Genomic DNA, 17,154 nt, shown 5'->3' on the forward strand with positions numbered 1-17,154 from the left:
ACATTATGGCCCCTTTTAATTTGATGCCAATAATATGGAGCGATTATTTTAAACGAGTTTTTTAGTTATATAGAATTCTGAAAAATTATAGAAAATCATATAACTAAAAAACCAAGCTTTCATAATTCAATCATCTTCTTTCCGATGAGGCAAAACAAGAAAACAACAAACTGCCTTGTCAGAAAGGTGGATTTAATATGTTGAAAAAAATAACAGAAGTAAAATTATCGGAAAAATTGCAGGAGCTGGTTGATGATGGTATAATTGATTATGAAAGAGCTCTTGAGATGCAAATGGAAAGAAGAAATAAGATTATTAAAGACCATGTTGAAAAGGTACATCCTATTAATCAGTTTAGCAACGGAAGGTACTATACCAAACTACATCCACAGGATTATAAGAAACCGGGGTTGGTTAATAAAGCAAGGAAGGAGGACGTTGAGGAAGCGATATACCAGTATTATATCAGTAAAGAATTAGAAAACTTAGACAACTCAACATTTGAGTGTCAATATAATCGGTGGCACGAAGACCCTTTGGGCGGAGGTAAGGTTAAACCAGTGACGATGTATCGTAATGAAAGTTTATACAATCAATATTTGAAAGATAGTGTAATAGATAAAACTCCTATCACCCAAATAGATGCAGATAAGTTCGAACTGTTCTTTCTCGATTGCATTAAACGTGGCATTACTCAGAAAGCGTTTACTAATGTTAAATCGCTGATTAATAAAATATATAACTATGCGATTAAACAAAAGTTTAATATGCCTTATGGCCACAGCAAAGATATGTTCAAGTTCATTGAAATTCCCAAAAACGAATTCAAAACAACGAAACAGAAGCCTTGTGAACGTTCGTATACGCAAATTGAGGTGGGAGTTATACGAAGATATATCTTGGATAATTATGCGGCTCCTACAAATAAACTACAACCGCTCGCATTATTGGGCGTATTACTCACATTTTTTACTGGAGTTCGTTGCGGAGAGTTAGCAGCTTTAAAAGTTACCGATTTTGACGAAGATAATGAAACTTTACTGATTGAGCGAACCGAAACACGAAATCAAAAGACTCATACATACAGCATTAAGCCTCCAAAAACAACGGCTTCTAATCGTAACATAAATCTTACTGAAGACGCAGTAGAAGTTCTGAAATTGATTTTATCCGTTAGAAAAGGAATGGGAATAAAGTCAGAATATCTTTTCACAGACCGAGATAATGACCGGCTCCATTGCCCACGCTTTATTAAAACAATCGAAACCATTAATAAGCGTACTGGATTACCGTACAAAAGGTCGATGCATGATATCAGGCGTACATATGCCAGTATATGTTATCTAGATAGGGTACCTTTACATGTAATTCAGAGAGAGTTAGGGCATGAGACTGTACAACAAACGCAAGAGTACGTTCAAGACCTTATATCTAAAGAAGAAGGTAAAACATACTTGGGTAGAGTAAAATTCTATAAAGATATTAGCGAGACTGTGCAGATGAACAATATTGTTAATTTTAAAGGTGATTCACGCAAAAAGCCGCATAAAAAGGCACTTTAACAGAGTTTAACAGAATTTCAGAGAAATAAAAAACCCGCAACCCATTGATTTTACTAGGGTTGCGAGCTTTTTAACGGATGCAGTTGAGGGGACTTGAACCCCTACGAGGAAACCCTCACTAGAACCTGAATCTAGCGCGTATGCCAATTCCGCCACAACTGCATATATGGCATTTTAATATCGAGCGAATTTGATTATAACATACTGGATTTTTAATTTCAATACTAATATCAAAAATGTTCATCACCAAATAGAACCAAATAAATACACATCACTACAGTAAAAAAACATACATAAATAACCTTAAAAAGGTATTGACATCTAACCCGTTGGGTATTAAAATTACAACATATTCCTCGATAGCTCAATGGTAGAGCACACGGCTGTTAACCGTGGGGTTGTAGGTTCGAGCCCTACTCGGGGAGTTTTTTTTATGTCCCAAATTCATTTTGAATTAGGATTATCACTCCATAATATATGGAAAATAATGAGTATAAAAGCCTTCGATATCGGACAATATAGCACTTATAGTACAATGATGAGTCTCTAAAAATATGAGACTCTTTTTATTTGTAAAATTACAATAAAAATGGAGGTAATTATGGCTGTATTGTGGAGAGAAAATGGCACATCAGAAAGCTTAGGAAACGAACGAGGCGAATCTATTTGGGTTCAGCAAGAATACCGATATGAAGGAAAGCCCAATATAAATAAAAACGAAGGTCAAGGAGACGGGAATCAGACTGTGACCGGAAGTAATGCCGACAATAACAGAAGACAGCCTTTGAAGGGAGATATTCGCACAGAGGTGGTTGTGATCGGAGCCGGTCTTGCCGGAATATTAACGGCATATCTGTTAGCGAGTAAAGGTGTTGAGGTTGTAGTGTTGGAATGCAACGAGGTTGGTAGCGGAATAACGAAGAATACAACGGCAAAGATTACATCCCAGCACGGATTAATATATCGCAAGCTTATGATGTATAAAGGGGAGACCCGGACCTGGGAATATGCCATGGCCAATCAGCGGGCTATCGAGATGTATGAGGAAATAATCAATGATCTGGAGATTGATTGTGATTATGAGATTCTGCCGAATTATGTCTACACCTTAGATAATGTATTAAGAATTAAGCAGGAGGTGGAGGCGGCAAAGAAGGTGGGGCTGCCTGCATCATTTACTAGAGAGACGACACTTCCTTTTCCGGTGAAGGGAGCTATTCGTTTTGATCATCAGGCTCAGTTTCATCCCTTAAAGTTTCTCGATGAGGTAGCGAAAAAGCTGACAATCTATGAGCATACAAGGGTAACCGAAGTCAGAAGTGATGGCTTGGTACTGACGAATCAGGGAAGTGTTAAAGCAAAATCCATAGTGATTGCAACACACTATCCTTTTATTAATGTACCTGGTTATTATTTCTTCCGACTACACCAGGAGAGGCATTATCTTACAGCCCTGGATGGCTGTGATACAGAGCGAAAGGCGCGATTGGACGGAATGTATCTGGATGCGGATCCGGAAGGCTATACCTTTCGTAACTATAAGGATTATTTGATATTTGGCAGTGGCAAACATCGAACCGGAGAGTATCAGCCACTGGATGCCTATGCTAAAATCGAGGAGGCTGCCAGGAAGTGGTTCCCGAATGCCAGGATAAAGTATACCTGGTCAGCGCAGGATTGTATTACGCCCGATTCTATCCCGTATATCGGCCGATACTCTGTGAATACACGAAATATATATGTAGCAACCGGATTTAATAAATGGGGAATGTCGAGCTCTATGGTATCTGCCATGATTATTAGTGACATGATTGCAGGAAAGGAGAATGAATTTCAAAAGGTATTCAATCCTCGCAGACTCATGCTGTCCGGCAGCAGAGTATTTCTTAAGGATGCTGCAATTATTACCATCAGTCTGTTGACAGAGCATTTAAAAATCCCTCATGATAATCTGGAGGATATCGGAGTAGGAAAAGCCGGTGTAATCAAATATGATGGACAAAGAGTCGGAGTATACCGGGAGACTCCCGAAAAATACTATTTTGTATCAACCAAATGTCCTCATCTTGGCTGTAGTTTGGAATGGAATCAGAATGAATTAACCTGGGATTGTCCGTGCCATGGATCAAGATTTGATTTCCGTGGTAATTTAATCAATAGTCCAGCTACCAGAGATGTATTTGATGCATGCCAAAGGCGAAAAAAGTAGGAAAATTGTCTTAACTTTATGAAAAATTAATAGGAATTTATTGTAAATTTCCAATATTTGTGATACAATTACTAATATCTAGCTGGTTAACTCATTAATATTACAATTTTTGTTCAATTTTTTCACAAATTGGACGCTTGAAGCGGGTGAAATTATGATATCGGACGTGAAATTAAGTGAGATATTCATCGGAAAAGCAGATGGATCCGATGAATCACAAATCGATGATTTCTCGAATCTTTTTTACCGGGGAAATAATAAATATGATGAGCTAGCCAATAGCTCTAATAAGTTTATTCTAACCGGTAGAAAAGGTACTGGAAAAACTATACTAGCCAAGTATCATGAGATGATACAGAATAACAAAGGCATATTTTCAAAAACAGTAACGAAGGATGATATCATACTAAAAAAACTGGTTGAGATGGGAAGTGCTAAATTAACCCGTGAAGAGCAAAGGAATTTTATTAAATACGCGATATTAACTGAAATTGGTGAGTTGATTATCCAAAACGAAGCAAAATGTAAAAAGAATCTATGCAGCTGTAAGGATAAGAAATTAAGAAAGGAATTAAAGCATCATCTCAGGGAGCTGAAGAACGTACTGAATTTTCGTTATCGCTCCTTTGATAATTTTGTGCAATCGTCCTTAGAGCAATCCGCAGCGACGGAGGAGGAACTGGAGGGAAGCCTGAGCAGTACCCTTTCGCTTGCCAGATCCCTGCGCAGGGCCTCCCAAAGTAAGAAAATGCTCTATACCAAAAGCAATTACCTGACGCTGATTAATTCACTGACTGACAAGATAGCGTTACTTACCACATATAATCCAATTACATTGATCTTTGATGATTTGGATGAATATGACTCAAGCCTGAATGAGGACAATATTAACTTTCTGGTTGATTTCTTGAATATTACCAAGAAGATAAACCAGAATGTATTAAAAAAGGATAAGAAAAATAACCGGATTATTGTATTAATCCGGCAGGATATCTTATCAACCTTAAACAGTAATTCGCATAATATCAGTAAGCTGTTACAGGATTCAACCATATACCTCAACTGGCTGATAAAAATGGAGGGCAAGCCCAGTGATAATCCACTGATCGACCTGGTAATCACGAAAATACAACGTTCCAATCAAAGGCTTTGGGAGTATAAAAAGGAAGAGATCTTTAAGATGTTCTTTCCGGATAAGATCATGAAGAAACCAACGCTGACCTATTTATATGAAAATAGCTTTGGACGTCCCAGGGATATCGTAAACTATCTGGAAATCATCCGGCAGGAGTTTCCCGATAAGACCAGTTTTGAAGCAAGCTGCTTTACAGCTATGGAAATGCGGTATTCCACCCGTTTTCTAGAGGAACTGCAAAACGAATTATATATTCATTATCCCAGAGAGTTTATTAATGAATGTATTAAGGTGTTTGACCTATTACATAGGGTGACATTTCAAAAGGAACACGTGGAACAGGTGCTGACCGAATATGGGAATCAGCTCACGCACCTGAAGGATGCCAGCGAATTCATAGGATGTATGTATAAGTTTGGTGCGATCGGAATGCGTATCAAGGTTGATATTGTCAGTAAGAAAAACAAAAGTAAGCAGACAGGATATAAATGCTACTGGGGATACAGGGAGGATGGAAGGGTAAATCCGGACTACAACGCAGAATTCATTATTCATTATGGTCTAAAGAAAAGTTTAATCGGATAAACAAAAAAGGACACGTTATGTGTCCTTTTATTGCAAGCCTCTTTCAGCTCTTGTATGGTTGGATGTCTTTCAATCCTATTATCTTGTAATGATAATAAGTAAAAATAGCATACCATGGGAATGCCTTTACGTCAACAGTATTTCCATAAGATGGAAAACTATTCACATACAAGATAATACATATGATAGTTCAATATATGCACGCATATGAAAATCTTGCCTGGCTCAAAAATGTTTGTTAAAATTATATAATAAATGTACAGAGTTACAAACTATAGTAACAAGATTATATTACAAGTGTATACCAATAAAGCTTGAAGAATTCCTATGTTTAGTTCACTTGCATTCTGAAATAATAATTGGGAAAAATTGGGAGATAAAATAAGTAAAAAGGTATTGCATTTATAGGACAGGGATGATATAATCTCTATTGTTCGCTACAAAAAACGAACATGAAATATGCAGTCGTGGCGGAATTGGCATACGCGCTAGACTAAGGATCTAGTCCGGGTTTCTGGGTAGGGGTTCAAGTCCCCTCGACTGCAGTACGTAAAATCAAGGGTTTCAGCATTGTTGATATAAAATGCGGGAACTCATTTTTTTATCATGTAGCCAAAAATGTAGCCAGAGATTTAATCCCTGGCTATTTATATTACCTTGAACATTGCTTTACGTTCTTCTTTGGTTAATGGCTTATCTGATAAGAAAGCCTTTGGATTAATAGCATTATTAATCATCTTGGCTGCAGCTTCGTCCATATCTTTTAAGACATGCTGGTATACTTCTCTAAGAGTTTGTACGTTTGTATGACCTAATCTCTCAGCTGCGACCTTGTCAGGAATACCGCTACGCAACATTATTATTGCATTGTAATGTCTTAGATCATGCAATCTTATATGATCAAGTTTATACATATCGAGCAGCTTATTAAAGCGATCCGATAGCGATTTAGGCTTCCATTTGGTAATCACACTTTCGTTTTTATCAGGTTTATTCTTACGTTTATAATTGGATCGCTACTTGGTTGCAAACAGCGCTAAGGCTGACGCATTTATATCAAAGCATTATAATGATTTAAATGGTAAATGGGGTAAGCAAAACGGTATTGAGACTATCATATCACAATATGCATCGGCAAAGTCAAAGGAGCTGGCAAAGCTGGTACAAGCAGAGCTGGTTAAAGCCCATAGTCGTACCGATCGGGGAGTAAAAACAGATATACAGCAATCAGGAATTAACATTGCTGTGCTTCGAAATACAAATATGCCTGCTATTTTAACCTAATCCGGGTTTATGGATAATCTGGACGAAGCAAAAACCATGCTTGATCCAGAATTTCAAAAGGCAGATGCAGAAGCAACCTGCAGGGGAATATGTAAGTTTTTTGGAGTTACATATATCGCTCCGGAGGAAGTAAAGGAAACAATTTATCGTGTCCAGGTTGGAGCGTTTAGTAATCGTGATCTTGCGAATGCTGCAAGGAGTAGATTAAAGACGTTAGGCTATGATGCGATTGTAGTAGCGGATAAAAAGTGAATTATAATAGCCCCTTTCCGTAATGGATCGGGGCTTGTTTTTATTTATATGAGTAGTTGACGAATATTTCGAAATCATCTACCGGAATTATGTCAAAGTTATCGTCTCTTGGCAGTGAAAAGTCTATATATTCTGTACTTCCAGGCTCTTTTACATCCGCGTAAGTATAACTATATCCGACTACATTATTATTTTTATAAAATACAACACTAATAACGGTAAATTCTGCTTCTTTGTTTCCGGTATTTGTAACCTCTGCCATTACATTGTCGACTCCAAAATTAGCTTCTACCTTTATATCTTTTAGATTGGAAGTATAATACGATGAAGTTTCTTCAACCTTATATGTAATTTTATAATTTGAGTAGGGAACATCATTAAAATTGCCATCATATGGCCCATATAAGTATATTGCGCATGAATTTCCGGCATTAAAGTAATAGTTGTCTGCTGATGACTTGCCTATCATGTCGCCGGATTCATCATAATATACGCATGTAGCTTCTAATCTGATGTCATGCGAGTATTTATTCTCAAGGATTACTATAACACCATTACCAAGGTCAGTCTCAGAAGCAACTAAGTTTTTAAGAGCATCTTTTGAATTAAATGCCTTTTTTACGGTTACTTTGCAGGTGTATTTTTTCTTGTTAGCAGTCGCTGTTATTGTGGCTTTTCCGGTAGAAACCGCCTTTACCTTACCATTGGTTACAGTAGCGATTTTTTTATCGCTTGTAGACCATTTTACGGTTGATTTTGTGCCGGTCAATTTCAATGTGTATGTACTGCCAACATTAAGTGACAAACTGGTTTTATTTAGCTTGATTGTGGCAGCACTTGCGGTGCTAGGAGCAATCAGTGATAAGCAAAATACGAATACTAATAAAAATGATAATATTTTCTTCATGAGATACCTCCTTAGAAACTGTCATATGTTACCATATATAATAGTACAAAAGTCACAATTTGTAAACAGAAAGATGCCCCATGCGCAATCCGTAACACACAGGGCAACCTAACTGAATTTACATTTGTCAGCTCTGAGTTTTCGGCAGCACCTTTAGCACCAAAAACTCGTCCGTTAATATTAAAATGAGAGTAGTCAAATGGATATCGTTTTTCAGATGCAAATTGTTGGCTTGATGTGTTAAGTGGATATGTAATTTCACTACCTCGAATAGCTGATAGGCCGATCTCACATGACCCGCTACAATAATTAGAACATACCGAACACATACCAGATATGGCACAAACATTTTCTGGAGTCCTAAGTTTTGTATTGGAGAAAGTTAATGATAAAATGGGACTGTATGACATAATATACTCCTTCCGTTATCTTAAACTAGAGTTTAAATTTTACAATTTCATATAATTGGAATTATAACACCTTTGAATATTTATGCAAGAAAAACTAGATCATGTGATTACGTTTTGACTGTCCATACCTTAACTAACTGCCCTACAGCATCCTTAGCGATGATTCCTTTAGAATGTTAGAGTATAATTATTATTGGCAAAGGGATAAAAATAGGAAGTAGAGAAAATCCCTACTTCCCAAATCATACAGTTTTTCTTAAAATGTTAATTGTCGAGAAAAACACGAAAGAAGGCTGTATGATGAACACTATTGTAACCGAAAAGATGATGCCATTCAAGGAGTTAGAGAAAAAAATTTTTGATTATGTCTGTGAAATGGGCAGGATAATGACACAGGTCATACTTGAAAGTTATGATGAACAATTACAGGAAACCCGCAATAAGAAGGAGCTCCGATGTAAAGGAACCCGTCAGACCACAATAAAGACAATTATGGGTGAAGTTGAATATTCCAGGAACGTATATGAGACCAAGGATGAATCAGGTCGTAAAGCGTGGGTATATTTGCTGGATCAAGAGATGCAGATGGATAAGATTGGCTTTTTCTCGACAAACCTTGCAGAAAAGATAGCAAATGTTGTGGCCGATAATTCCTACCATACAGCAGCAGAAATCATAAGCAGTACCAGTGGACAGAGCATCAGTCATGGTGGAGCATGGCTCCTGGTTCAAAAGCTTGGAGAACGTATTTCAGCGGAAGAAACAGCAATGGTAAAGGAAATGGATGCAACCGGTGGAAAAGGAACAAAGGAGCTGAAACTGCTCTTTGAGGAAATGGATGGGGTATGGCTTAAGATGCAAGGAAAAGGCCATAGAAAGGCTCCAAAGCAGGAAATGAAGGTTGCCACCATGTATGAAGGCTGGGAGGATGATGGACGCAGCTGCAGTCGCTGTGGATAGACGTAGACAGGATAAGTATGCCCATTTATAGGGGGTGTAGGCAGATATCGGAAAACGATTAGCCGATTTTCGAGTGGGTTTCTGCATGCTAGTTTGTTTTGCGAGCGACCGGCGAACCTATCAGGGAGGAGCAAAACAAACTAGCATGCAGAAACTCCCGAAAATCGAGCTTGTTTTACGATACTGTCTACATCTTCCTGTGAAAATGGGCAAACTTATCCGTACGGAGATATATGAAATAGCTTATAAGAAAAACTGAATGGGGTTTTGCCAATAAGAAGTTGACACAATCTTTCATTGATAAGTTCGGGGTTTATTGGCACTTACAGGTTCCGAAAGATTGGAATGCCTCATATATTCCAAAGTAAGTCTTTACCAGGATACAATTTCAATAAACTATATAATAAGTGGAGGGGTTATTATGCAAGACGTACTACCAACAAATCAGGATATAAAAGAAATGCTCGGTACAGAGAAATATAATGTATGGGAGTGTATCTGTAATCTAATTGAAAGCTTATATGAGATGGATATCTTACGAAAGAACACCAGCTGGAATAATTGGAAATACGAGCATAAATATCGTCGTGGAGGAAAAACCCTATGTACACTCTATGCGAAAGATAATTGCTTTTGTTTACAGCTTGTATTTGGAAAAGCGGAAAGAGATAAATTTGAGAACGAGCAACACACTTATTCCGAGGAAATCCAAAGCATCTATAACAATTCAACAACCTATCATGATGGAAAATGGATGTCCTTTGAGCCGGACATTTCGCAACTTGAAGATATTGGAAGGTTATTACGTATTAAAAGAAGACCAAATAAGAAGTAGTACTTATTGCTAGAAGAACAAGTGCTTTCATAACAAGAACCAAGTTTTCGGATTTGGTTCTTTTTTCTATGCAACCAATAGTTGCTTATATGGTTCCATATGGTTGGTAGATGAGGGGAATAAAATATGATAATATTAGTTCATCAGATGAGGAAATGTATAGACGTCGATTACAAATATTTCATTTGGTTATAAGAAAGGGGTAAATATGGAATTCAAGGATAAGTTAGCAGTTTTAAGAAGAGAAAGAGGACTTTCCCAGGAGGCACTGGCAGAATTTATCGGAATATCAAGACAGGCAGTTGCAAAATGGGAGCTGGGTCAGGGATATCCTGACATTGATAATCTGATTAAGTTAAGTAACACCTTAAAGATTAGTGTGGATCGGCTTATTAAAGAGGAAGAAAACGATTATTTTCTTGCTAATATTATGAAAGACAATACCAATACAGAGGAAATCATTGAGTTTTTATTAAAGGCCAAGACATCAACCTACGCAGCGTATGGTCCTAAAGAGGCACCGTCCAGACCGCAGTCTCAGGATTTGCATTATAGTGATGGAGATTATCTGTATATTGACTCTTATCTAGGTGCAGAGCAATTTGGAGGGGAAGAGGCAGTCTGGTATCAGGGAAAACCGGTTTGGTGTATAAATTATACTGGACGGTTGCTAGGAGAAAATTTTTCTGGAGACTTTTTGAAGGATGCTTTACGTCATGTTACAAAAGAGGCACCTTACAGAGGTCCCGCACTCTATCAGGATGGGGATTACACCTACCATTGTTATTCTACCGGCAGCTTTGAATGGTTCCAGGGACATGAGGAAATATATTGCCGGTCGGTAAAAATTTATGAATTGTTTTTTCATGGCGGTAAATTAAGATAAATATAAGAAGCAGCAAAAATAAAAGGATTTAGAGAATAACAAATCAAATGATAAATTTTCATGAACCTGAATTATCAGGTTGTAGAATGGAGACCAACTATGAAAAGTCAATAGTAAAAGAGAAATTTTCTTAAGCTTATTTATTATAATAAAGTGCATAACAAATAAAGCATCATAAAGGTGCTTTCTGAAAATTAAATATAGTTGATAGGTAAGGCTAAGCTAAATTGAATTCAACGTTAGAGCTCATCATCTTATGTATAACACGGACTAATTTATGAGCTACATGGCCAAGAGCATTGTAGTGACGACGACCTTGAGAGACTTTTAAATCATAATATTCCTTGAAAGTTTTATTTACCAAGGTGGTTTGCCATGCTGCATTTATTAGTGCATATCGAAGTAGTTTGGAACCTCGTTTGGACATTCGTGTTCTAGCGGCAGTGAAATTTCCTGATTGATATACCGATGGATCTAGCCCTGCATAGGCGAGCAGTTGGCATGGTTTATCAAAACGTGATATATCACCGATTTCTCCAATAATCATGGCACCGTTTATTGCTCCAACACCAGGGATAGTCTTAATAACAGAATCCATCTTATCCATGATTTCATGAATGGATTGATCTACTTCGGCAAGCTGTTCTGTGTACATTTCAATCTGTTTTATCGATTGCAAAATCTGCAAAGATAGGGTATCATTTTTAATACCGACAGATTGCGATGCAAGCTCTTTTAAATGTACAGCTTTAGACTGTTTAAAGTGTCCGCGAGAGGACTTTGATAAAAGGTTAGTTAACCTTGTGAGATGCATTTTCGCAATTCTGTCGGGATTTGGTTGCTCTTTTAATAGAGTATAACAAGCTTTTCCGTGAATACCAGATTTAAAGAAATACTGGAGTTCCGGGAATAACAAATCCACATAAGTCACAAGTTGAATTTTAACCTTTGTCCTAGCCTTCATAAGTTTTTGACGGAAGCGACATAGGTTTTTTAATTGCAAGGAATTGTAATCGCGTTCCGAATATAAATGATAGTGGTTTAAAGTTAAAGCTTTGATAATGAGATAAGTATCCACCGAGTCCGTCTTGGTTTTACGGATATTTGATTTCCTAAGAGAGGAAGTTTGAATAGGATTGATTATACAAACCTGAAATCCCCTTGTGAAAAGGAAGCTGGTAAGATTTTCTGCATAATGGGCAGTAGATTCCATACCAATATAAAGCTCTTCTTTAGAATAGGAATCTAAATGTTTCAGTAGTTTTTGAAATCCACTATGGTCATTTGAAAAGGCAAATGGTTTAACAAGGACTTCACCATCTGAATTAATAATGGCTGCATAGTGTGTTTGCTTGGCAATATCAATGCCAACGTAAATCATAAGATCAACTCCTTAGTAAATAATCACTGTGTTTGTCCACCGAGTTTTATCATCATAGACTTGCGTGACATAAAAGTTCTAACGATTAAATCGTATTGACTTATCCAACTATAAATGATTCAGATAAAACTGTGGCAATACACTCCTAAAAATAGTCAAAGCTATAGGATAAAATAAAAAGTCCACAGTGTTACTATTGATTATAACAAAGTTGAAAAGAAAGGAGAGTATTGATGTATTTGTTACTAAATACATCATACAAGGATAATATGGAATTAAATTATAACGTAGCGATGGAAGAGATATTTAATCAATTGGGCAGTAAAAAGATAATGGTATTAGCTACCAGCTTTGAGGATAGGGTTACAGCCAGAAACATGAGCTGTATTATGATGAACCAGAAAGTATATTTTCAAACAGATAGAAATTTTTTGAAATCTCTACAAATGATTGAGAACCCAAATGTTGCACTCTGTGTTGATAATATCCAGATGGAAGGTGTTGCGAAGATTATAGGTAATGCGGATGATGCTCCAGAATTCTGTGAATTATATAAGAAGTCTTTCAGAGCGTCCTATGATGCCTATACCCATTTGATAAATCAAATAATTATTGAAGTGGAACCAACCTTTATCACTTTATGGAAGTATGCAGATGGACATATGCCTTTCAGAGATTTTGTGGACTGTAAACAGAATAAGGCATACAGAGAAATGTATGATATCAGCAAATAATAATTAATTTATAAAAGGGGAATGTATAATGAAACATCCCCTTTTTATATATATGCCATACGCAGGAACTATCAATTTCAATTAACAACTATTTTAATGAGTCCATTGACTGGATGCTTCCTGAATAAAATCCTCAAGTAAGGGAGATATCCATTTATTCTTGTGATAGAAAATTTGTGACACGATCTGATACTGATTATCATAGGCTAATGGGATGAGCATTTTCCGTTGAATTTCCTCTGTCACAGAGATCTCAGGTAAAACGCATATCCCTAGATTAATCATGGAGGTCTGTTTAATCGCCTGTATACTATCTGTTTCCAGAACAATTTTAATATCTATATTAGTATTCATGATATCCTTCTCAAAAGCACCCCGATAACTGCATCCGTGTTCAGTCAGAATAAAGGCTTCTTTGTCAAAATCGTGCAAACTCAGTTTTTTCTTCGAAGATAGATGATGTTCCGGTGAAGCCAGTATCATAATCGGTTCTGATAATTCTAATACGGAGGTAATGGCTTCGTTATCAATCCGGTCTCCAATACTAAATGCGATGTCAATTGAATTGTCTGATAGAAAGGGAACAAATTCATTACATTTTAGCAGCTTCAGAAAGATATCGACGTTAGGATGCTTCTCCTTATATGCTTTTATAATGGAGGGAAGACGGTAGATGCATAATGATTCAGAAGCTCCTATCGTTATACTTCCACACATTCTGTCTGAATTAGATAGAGAATCCTTCATATTGGCTGATAAAGAAAGTATTTTAGTGGCATATGGGATTAAGGCATTGCCGTGTGCCGTAAGCATTACTTTTTTTCCTATACATTCAAATAATTTTGTCCCTAATTCCTTCTCCAGCTGTTGGATTTGCGCAGTGATACTGGATTGGGCATATCCTAATGTCTCGGCTGTCATAGTGTAATTCTTGATCTTACTTAATGTTAGAAATGTATTCAACTGCTTTAGGTCCATATATACTCCCTTCGAACAATCGAAAAATACGATAAATAATATCGAAACAATTCGTTATACAGATTGTTTATTTCATGATAGCATAATTAATAGAAAGTATCAATTAAATAATCACTCAGTAAAATCAATAGTTAGGAGGACTGGATTATGCTTAATAAAGTAAACTTAAAAGACGAAGTTGATGGGATGGAGGAACTGTATCGATATAAAAAGGTAGGACTGCTAAATCAGCATGTACTCAGTGTGGTTCGTGTTGAAAATCGTACGCTTGATTTTCATGTGCATGAAGCTTCAGATGAATTATTCTATGTCATTGAGGGAACCTTCCAATTTGAAACAGAGGATGGATTACTTAGGGTAAATGAAGGGGAATTTGTCATTGTTCCAAAAGGGACAAGACATAGACCGGTAGTGGATACCCTGACTAAATTTTTGATGATAGAATTGGCAGGCACCCTGAATAAGGAAAATAGCGGGGATTTATATGAAGAGTAGAGATTTATCGACATGAATTTAAGATATTCTCTTATTAATGATATAGGTAGTATAATCGGTAAGCCATAGGAGGGAGGAGGATGCATATGGAATCAATATTTTATAAACCAATTTTAAATTTACCTGAGGCGGATATTCCTATAAAAGGGGTTCATGCATATTTATCACAAGGCAATAATCATCAGATTATCTTTATGGAATTCTCCGAAGATGTCGATTTGCCGGAACATTCTCATGCCAGCCAGATTGGAATAGTGCTGGAAGGACAAATTGATTTGGTAATTGGTGGGATAAAAAGCACCTATCGAAAAGGTGATCGGTATTTTATTCCGGAAGGAGTACAGCATTCGGGAAAAATATATGCTGGATATGCAGATATTACTTTTTTTAATGAAAAAAATAGATATTTCACGAAGTGATCCGTATTTTGAATAAAAGTATAATATAAAATAAGTAAGTGCTGCTACAAAATGTATATACAGAAACTAGGACAAACCTTAATACACTGACGTACAATGGGTTCATTCGCTGTGTTTTAGGTGCTCCATTATCTGTTGACATGTTTTGTAACAGCACTATGTTCTAGTACTCCCAGTTAGGGAGTAATCGTTCAGAAATAATATTAATGCTTGCACCAGAAGTCGATATTGGTGTCGGGGCTACTGCTGATGAGTATTCTGTTTCCTGGTATTCGAAAGCTCCCAGATCCGTATGTGTGCCAGAATAAGCATATCCGATATCGGTTCCTTTATCGATAAATCTACTGTTAGGAGACAACTTTAAAAAATCTTTACTGGTTGGATCCAGACTTAGAAAATCACTTTCTCGAGCCGGAACGAGTCCGAGATTCCAAGAGTTTGTAGCCGATATAGTTGTCCATTTCTTAGTACTATGTTTTTTAAATGCTATGTTATTTATTAGAATAGTAGCTATGGTTCCGTTGTTTTTAGGACTGTCCCACCATGCAATATCATTCGCGCCATTGCCATATGCTGTGCAATTTAGAATACGATTACCATCGCCATCATTGGTAGTAATTCCTGACGCCAAATTATTATATGCAATACATCGTAGAACAGTATTAAATGCCTGAGACTCAGGTCCTTGACCTAGCTTAAAACCATTTCCGCCTCCATGAAATTTTCCATAGGTATTTTCCCAGTCCCCTTTATCCCGGTTTCGACAACCATCGGAGGTTCCGTTCTCATAAGCAATACAGTCCTCGAATAAAGTAAACTGGCATGTCCAACAGTCATATCCGTCATCTGAATTATGAAAGCTCACACATCTTCTAAGGATATTGTAGCGTCCATCTGGTGAAAATCCATCGGAATCTTCCCCGGGGGCAAGCTTCCATGCTTTTTCTCCGGCATAATCAAAATTGTAACTCGATTCGCAATCATTAAGCTGGTTATAATCACCACAGATACGAAAGCCAATTCCATAATTATCGGAGGTCTTGATGAATTCATAGATGTTATGGTTTGACGCCGCCCTATAATCCGAAATTCCATATGCCGGAGAGTTTATTACCGTAAGTTTCCGGAGTATTTGCCAGTCACAGGATTTTATAAAAAGCTGTGGGGCTTCATCAATCGGGTTTGGAGTTTCAATGACGGGTCGATCTTTACCGTTAATTATAACAACTTCATCCTCATACCCCTCCCAAGTAATTGGTTTATCAGGGAGACCTGAAATGGTCAATGTGACTTGCTCATTATACATGCCACCACGGATATATACGGTATCACCAGGAGCTACAATGGTTGCTGCCTTACCAATGGTTTGAAATGGTTTGTCGAACGTACCAGGGTAAGAATCCGATCCGGTTGGTGCAACATAATAAGTCTTTCCATCACTATCAGCATATGTTATACCAGTCGGGCTGACTCCGGTTAAGAATAGGACTAATACACAAGTACTGCAAGTTTTTTATAAATTTTTTTCTTCATAGATCGCTCCTTCTAATTTAATAATAGTTAATTCGACGAGTTTCCACTCGGCTATACCACTTCTTTCTACATAATGTAAAAAGCAGTTGCATAAAACGACAATAATCTTTCTAAATCACCTAACATGTTAAGATGGATATATAATACAGTAGAATTACTTTTTTTACCAGGGTACATAATTACCATATTTTTGAAGATATATCACCACCAAATCGTTATATTATGTAAATAATATGAAAGGGTAATGGTGATGAAGAAAGTATTCTACCTGATATTAACCGAAGTAATAATGATAGGAGTAATGTTTGGATGTTTGCTAACACTGTCAGGACTAGGAATGGAAATAGAGGGCTTTTCAAGGCTCATTCCATTCCTATGTATATGCCTGATTACATTTTTGTGTATTAAAGTGGTTGATAAGTATTCAACGAAAGACATAGGCTTTCTATGGTCCTATAAGATGTTGTGTTTATCACTTATAGTGGAAAATATAGCAATGTAATATTTACTATTTTCATATGGTGTATTATATTGGTTATAACAGAGTTGGTTAATAAATTCTATGGTGAGAAAGATAGAGTTAAATCAT

16 protein-coding genes and 3 tRNA genes are annotated in these 17,154 nt (G+C 36.8%); 13 read left to right on the forward strand and 6 right to left on the reverse strand.

All coding sequences use genetic code 11. The features are described 5' to 3' along the window. Positions 1–197 precede the first annotated feature (197 nt). A complete protein-coding gene (locus tag H0486_RS00860) occupies positions 198–1,562 on the forward strand; it encodes a tyrosine-type recombinase/integrase (RefSeq protein WP_228351223.1) in 1,365 nt (454 codons plus the stop codon). Between the two features lie 78 nt (positions 1,563–1,640). On the opposite strand, the gene H0486_RS00865 is transcribed toward H0486_RS00860, so the two are convergent. Beyond that, positions 1,641–1,724: transfer RNA gene (locus H0486_RS00865), tRNA-Leu, on the reverse strand. Positions 1,725–1,915: 191 nt separating this feature from the next. Here H0486_RS00865 and H0486_RS00870 point away from each other — a divergent pair. The 4 genes from H0486_RS00870 (at position 1,916) to H0486_RS00885 (ending at position 6,036) form a co-directional block, all read left to right on the forward strand. Beyond that, positions 1,916–1,987, forward strand: a tRNA-Asn gene (locus tag H0486_RS00870). Between the two features lie 176 nt (positions 1,988–2,163). Then, positions 2,164–3,771 carry an FAD-dependent oxidoreductase gene (locus tag H0486_RS00875; RefSeq protein WP_228351224.1) on the forward strand — a complete coding sequence of 536 codons (1,608 nt, stop codon included), beginning with the start codon at positions 2,164–2,166 and terminating at the stop codon, positions 3,769–3,771. A 154-nt stretch (positions 3,772–3,925) separates the two neighbouring features. Beyond that, positions 3,926–5,491, forward strand: a complete 1,566-nt coding sequence (locus H0486_RS00880) for a P-loop ATPase, Sll1717 family (protein ID WP_228351225.1) — start codon at positions 3,926–3,928, stop codon at positions 5,489–5,491. Positions 5,492–5,952: 461 nt separating this feature from the next. Continuing rightward, positions 5,953–6,036: transfer RNA gene (locus H0486_RS00885), tRNA-Leu, on the forward strand. A 102-nt stretch (positions 6,037–6,138) separates the two neighbouring features. Here H0486_RS00885 and H0486_RS00890 read toward each other — a convergent pair. Beyond that, a complete protein-coding gene (locus H0486_RS00890; RefSeq protein WP_228351226.1) occupies positions 6,139–6,462 on the reverse strand; it encodes a tyrosine-type recombinase/integrase in 324 nt (107 codons plus the stop codon). A 49-nt stretch (positions 6,463–6,511) separates the two neighbouring features. On the opposite strand from H0486_RS00890, the gene H0486_RS00895 reads away from it, so the two are divergent. Both H0486_RS00895 and H0486_RS00900 read left to right on the forward strand, forming a co-directional pair. Beyond that, a complete protein-coding gene (locus tag H0486_RS00895) occupies positions 6,512–6,775 on the forward strand; it encodes an N-acetylmuramoyl-L-alanine amidase (RefSeq protein ID WP_228351227.1) in 264 nt (87 codons plus the stop codon). A gap of 9 nt (positions 6,776–6,784) precedes the next feature. After that, on the forward strand, positions 6,785–7,027 hold the full coding sequence (locus tag H0486_RS00900; RefSeq protein ID WP_228351228.1) for an SPOR domain-containing protein: 243 nt from the start codon (positions 6,785–6,787) through the stop codon (positions 7,025–7,027). 40 nt (positions 7,028–7,067) lie between these two features. On the opposite strand, the gene H0486_RS00905 is transcribed toward H0486_RS00900, so the two are convergent. Continuing rightward, entirely contained in the window at positions 7,068–7,934 is an 867-nt protein-coding gene (locus H0486_RS00905) for an Ig-like domain-containing protein (protein WP_228351229.1), read from the reverse strand. Positions 7,935–8,641: 707 nt separating this feature from the next. On the opposite strand from H0486_RS00905, the gene H0486_RS00910 reads away from it, so the two are divergent. From H0486_RS00910 to H0486_RS00920, 3 genes are all read left to right on the forward strand, one after another. Next, on the forward strand, positions 8,642–9,304 hold the full coding sequence (locus H0486_RS00910) for a UPF0236 family transposase-like protein (RefSeq protein ID WP_228351230.1): 663 nt from the start codon (positions 8,642–8,644) through the stop codon (positions 9,302–9,304). 421 nt (positions 9,305–9,725) lie between these two features. After that, entirely contained in the window at positions 9,726–10,139 is a 414-nt protein-coding gene (locus H0486_RS00915) for a DUF3788 domain-containing protein (protein ID WP_228351231.1), read from the forward strand. A gap of 208 nt (positions 10,140–10,347) precedes the next feature. Further along, positions 10,348–11,025, forward strand: coding sequence for a DUF5680 domain-containing protein (locus tag H0486_RS00920; RefSeq protein ID WP_228351232.1), 678 nt, complete (start codon positions 10,348–10,350; stop codon positions 11,023–11,025). A gap of 217 nt (positions 11,026–11,242) precedes the next feature. On the opposite strand, the gene H0486_RS00925 is transcribed toward H0486_RS00920, so the two are convergent. Continuing rightward, complete coding sequence (locus H0486_RS00925) at positions 11,243–12,406, reverse strand: IS110 family RNA-guided transposase (protein WP_228351233.1); 1,164 nt, start codon at positions 12,404–12,406, stop codon at positions 11,243–11,245. 233 nt (positions 12,407–12,639) lie between these two features. On the opposite strand from H0486_RS00925, the gene H0486_RS00930 reads away from it, so the two are divergent. Then, positions 12,640–13,140, forward strand: coding sequence for a pyridoxamine 5'-phosphate oxidase family protein (locus H0486_RS00930; protein WP_228351234.1), 501 nt, complete (start codon positions 12,640–12,642; stop codon positions 13,138–13,140). 93 nt (positions 13,141–13,233) lie between these two features. Here the strand turns inward: H0486_RS00930 and H0486_RS00935 are convergent, their stop codons facing one another. Beyond that, on the reverse strand, positions 13,234–14,118 hold the full coding sequence (locus H0486_RS00935) for a LysR family transcriptional regulator (RefSeq protein WP_228351235.1): 885 nt from the start codon (positions 14,116–14,118) through the stop codon (positions 13,234–13,236). Positions 14,119–14,265: 147 nt separating this feature from the next. On the opposite strand from H0486_RS00935, the gene H0486_RS00940 reads away from it, so the two are divergent. Further along, positions 14,266–14,613 carry a cupin domain-containing protein gene (locus tag H0486_RS00940; protein WP_228351236.1) on the forward strand — a complete coding sequence of 116 codons (348 nt, stop codon included), beginning with the start codon at positions 14,266–14,268 and terminating at the stop codon, positions 14,611–14,613. Between the two features lie 86 nt (positions 14,614–14,699). After that, complete coding sequence (locus tag H0486_RS00945; protein WP_228351237.1) at positions 14,700–15,032, forward strand: cupin domain-containing protein; 333 nt, start codon at positions 14,700–14,702, stop codon at positions 15,030–15,032. 163 nt (positions 15,033–15,195) lie between these two features. On the opposite strand, the gene H0486_RS00950 is transcribed toward H0486_RS00945, so the two are convergent. Beyond that, the gene (locus H0486_RS00950) at positions 15,196–16,488 is read right to left on the reverse strand and encodes a right-handed parallel beta-helix repeat-containing protein (protein ID WP_408647620.1); all 1,293 of its coding nucleotides are present in this window, start codon (positions 16,486–16,488) and stop codon (positions 15,196–15,198) included. Positions 16,489–17,154: the final 666 nt, after the last annotated feature.

Source organism: Variimorphobacter saccharofermentans, from assembly GCF_014174405.1.
Taxonomy (GTDB): domain Bacteria; phylum Bacillota; class Clostridia; order Lachnospirales; family Lachnospiraceae; genus Mobilitalea; species Mobilitalea saccharofermentans.

What these genes read in the sequence shown, in the direction of transcription:
- H0486_RS00860 (WP_228351223.1), top strand. Translation starts at nt 198, where the DNA reads ATGTTGAAAAAAATAACAGAAGTAAAATTATCGGAAAAATTGCAGGAG.
- H0486_RS00875 (WP_228351224.1), top strand. Translation starts at nt 2,164, where the DNA reads ATGGCTGTATTGTGGAGAGAAAATGGCACATCAGAAAGCTTAGGAAAC.
- H0486_RS00880 (WP_228351225.1), top strand. Translation starts at nt 3,926, where the DNA reads ATGATATCGGACGTGAAATTAAGTGAGATATTCATCGGAAAAGCAGAT.
- H0486_RS00900 (WP_228351228.1), top strand. Translation starts at nt 6,785, where the DNA reads ATGGATAATCTGGACGAAGCAAAAACCATGCTTGATCCAGAATTTCAA.
- H0486_RS00905 (WP_228351229.1), bottom strand. Translation starts at nt 7,934, where the DNA reads ATGAAGAAAATATTATCATTTTTATTAGTATTCGTATTTTGCTTATCA.
- H0486_RS00910 (WP_228351230.1), top strand. Translation starts at nt 8,642, where the DNA reads ATGATGAACACTATTGTAACCGAAAAGATGATGCCATTCAAGGAGTTA.
- H0486_RS00915 (WP_228351231.1), top strand. Translation starts at nt 9,726, where the DNA reads ATGCAAGACGTACTACCAACAAATCAGGATATAAAAGAAATGCTCGGT.
- H0486_RS00920 (WP_228351232.1), top strand. Translation starts at nt 10,348, where the DNA reads ATGGAATTCAAGGATAAGTTAGCAGTTTTAAGAAGAGAAAGAGGACTT.
- H0486_RS00925 (WP_228351233.1), bottom strand. Translation starts at nt 12,406, where the DNA reads ATGATTTACGTTGGCATTGATATTGCCAAGCAAACACACTATGCAGCC.
- H0486_RS00930 (WP_228351234.1), top strand. Translation starts at nt 12,640, where the DNA reads ATGTATTTGTTACTAAATACATCATACAAGGATAATATGGAATTAAAT.
- H0486_RS00935 (WP_228351235.1), bottom strand. Translation starts at nt 14,118, where the DNA reads ATGGACCTAAAGCAGTTGAATACATTTCTAACATTAAGTAAGATCAAG.
- H0486_RS00940 (WP_228351236.1), top strand. Translation starts at nt 14,266, where the DNA reads ATGCTTAATAAAGTAAACTTAAAAGACGAAGTTGATGGGATGGAGGAA.
- H0486_RS00945 (WP_228351237.1), top strand. Translation starts at nt 14,700, where the DNA reads ATGGAATCAATATTTTATAAACCAATTTTAAATTTACCTGAGGCGGAT.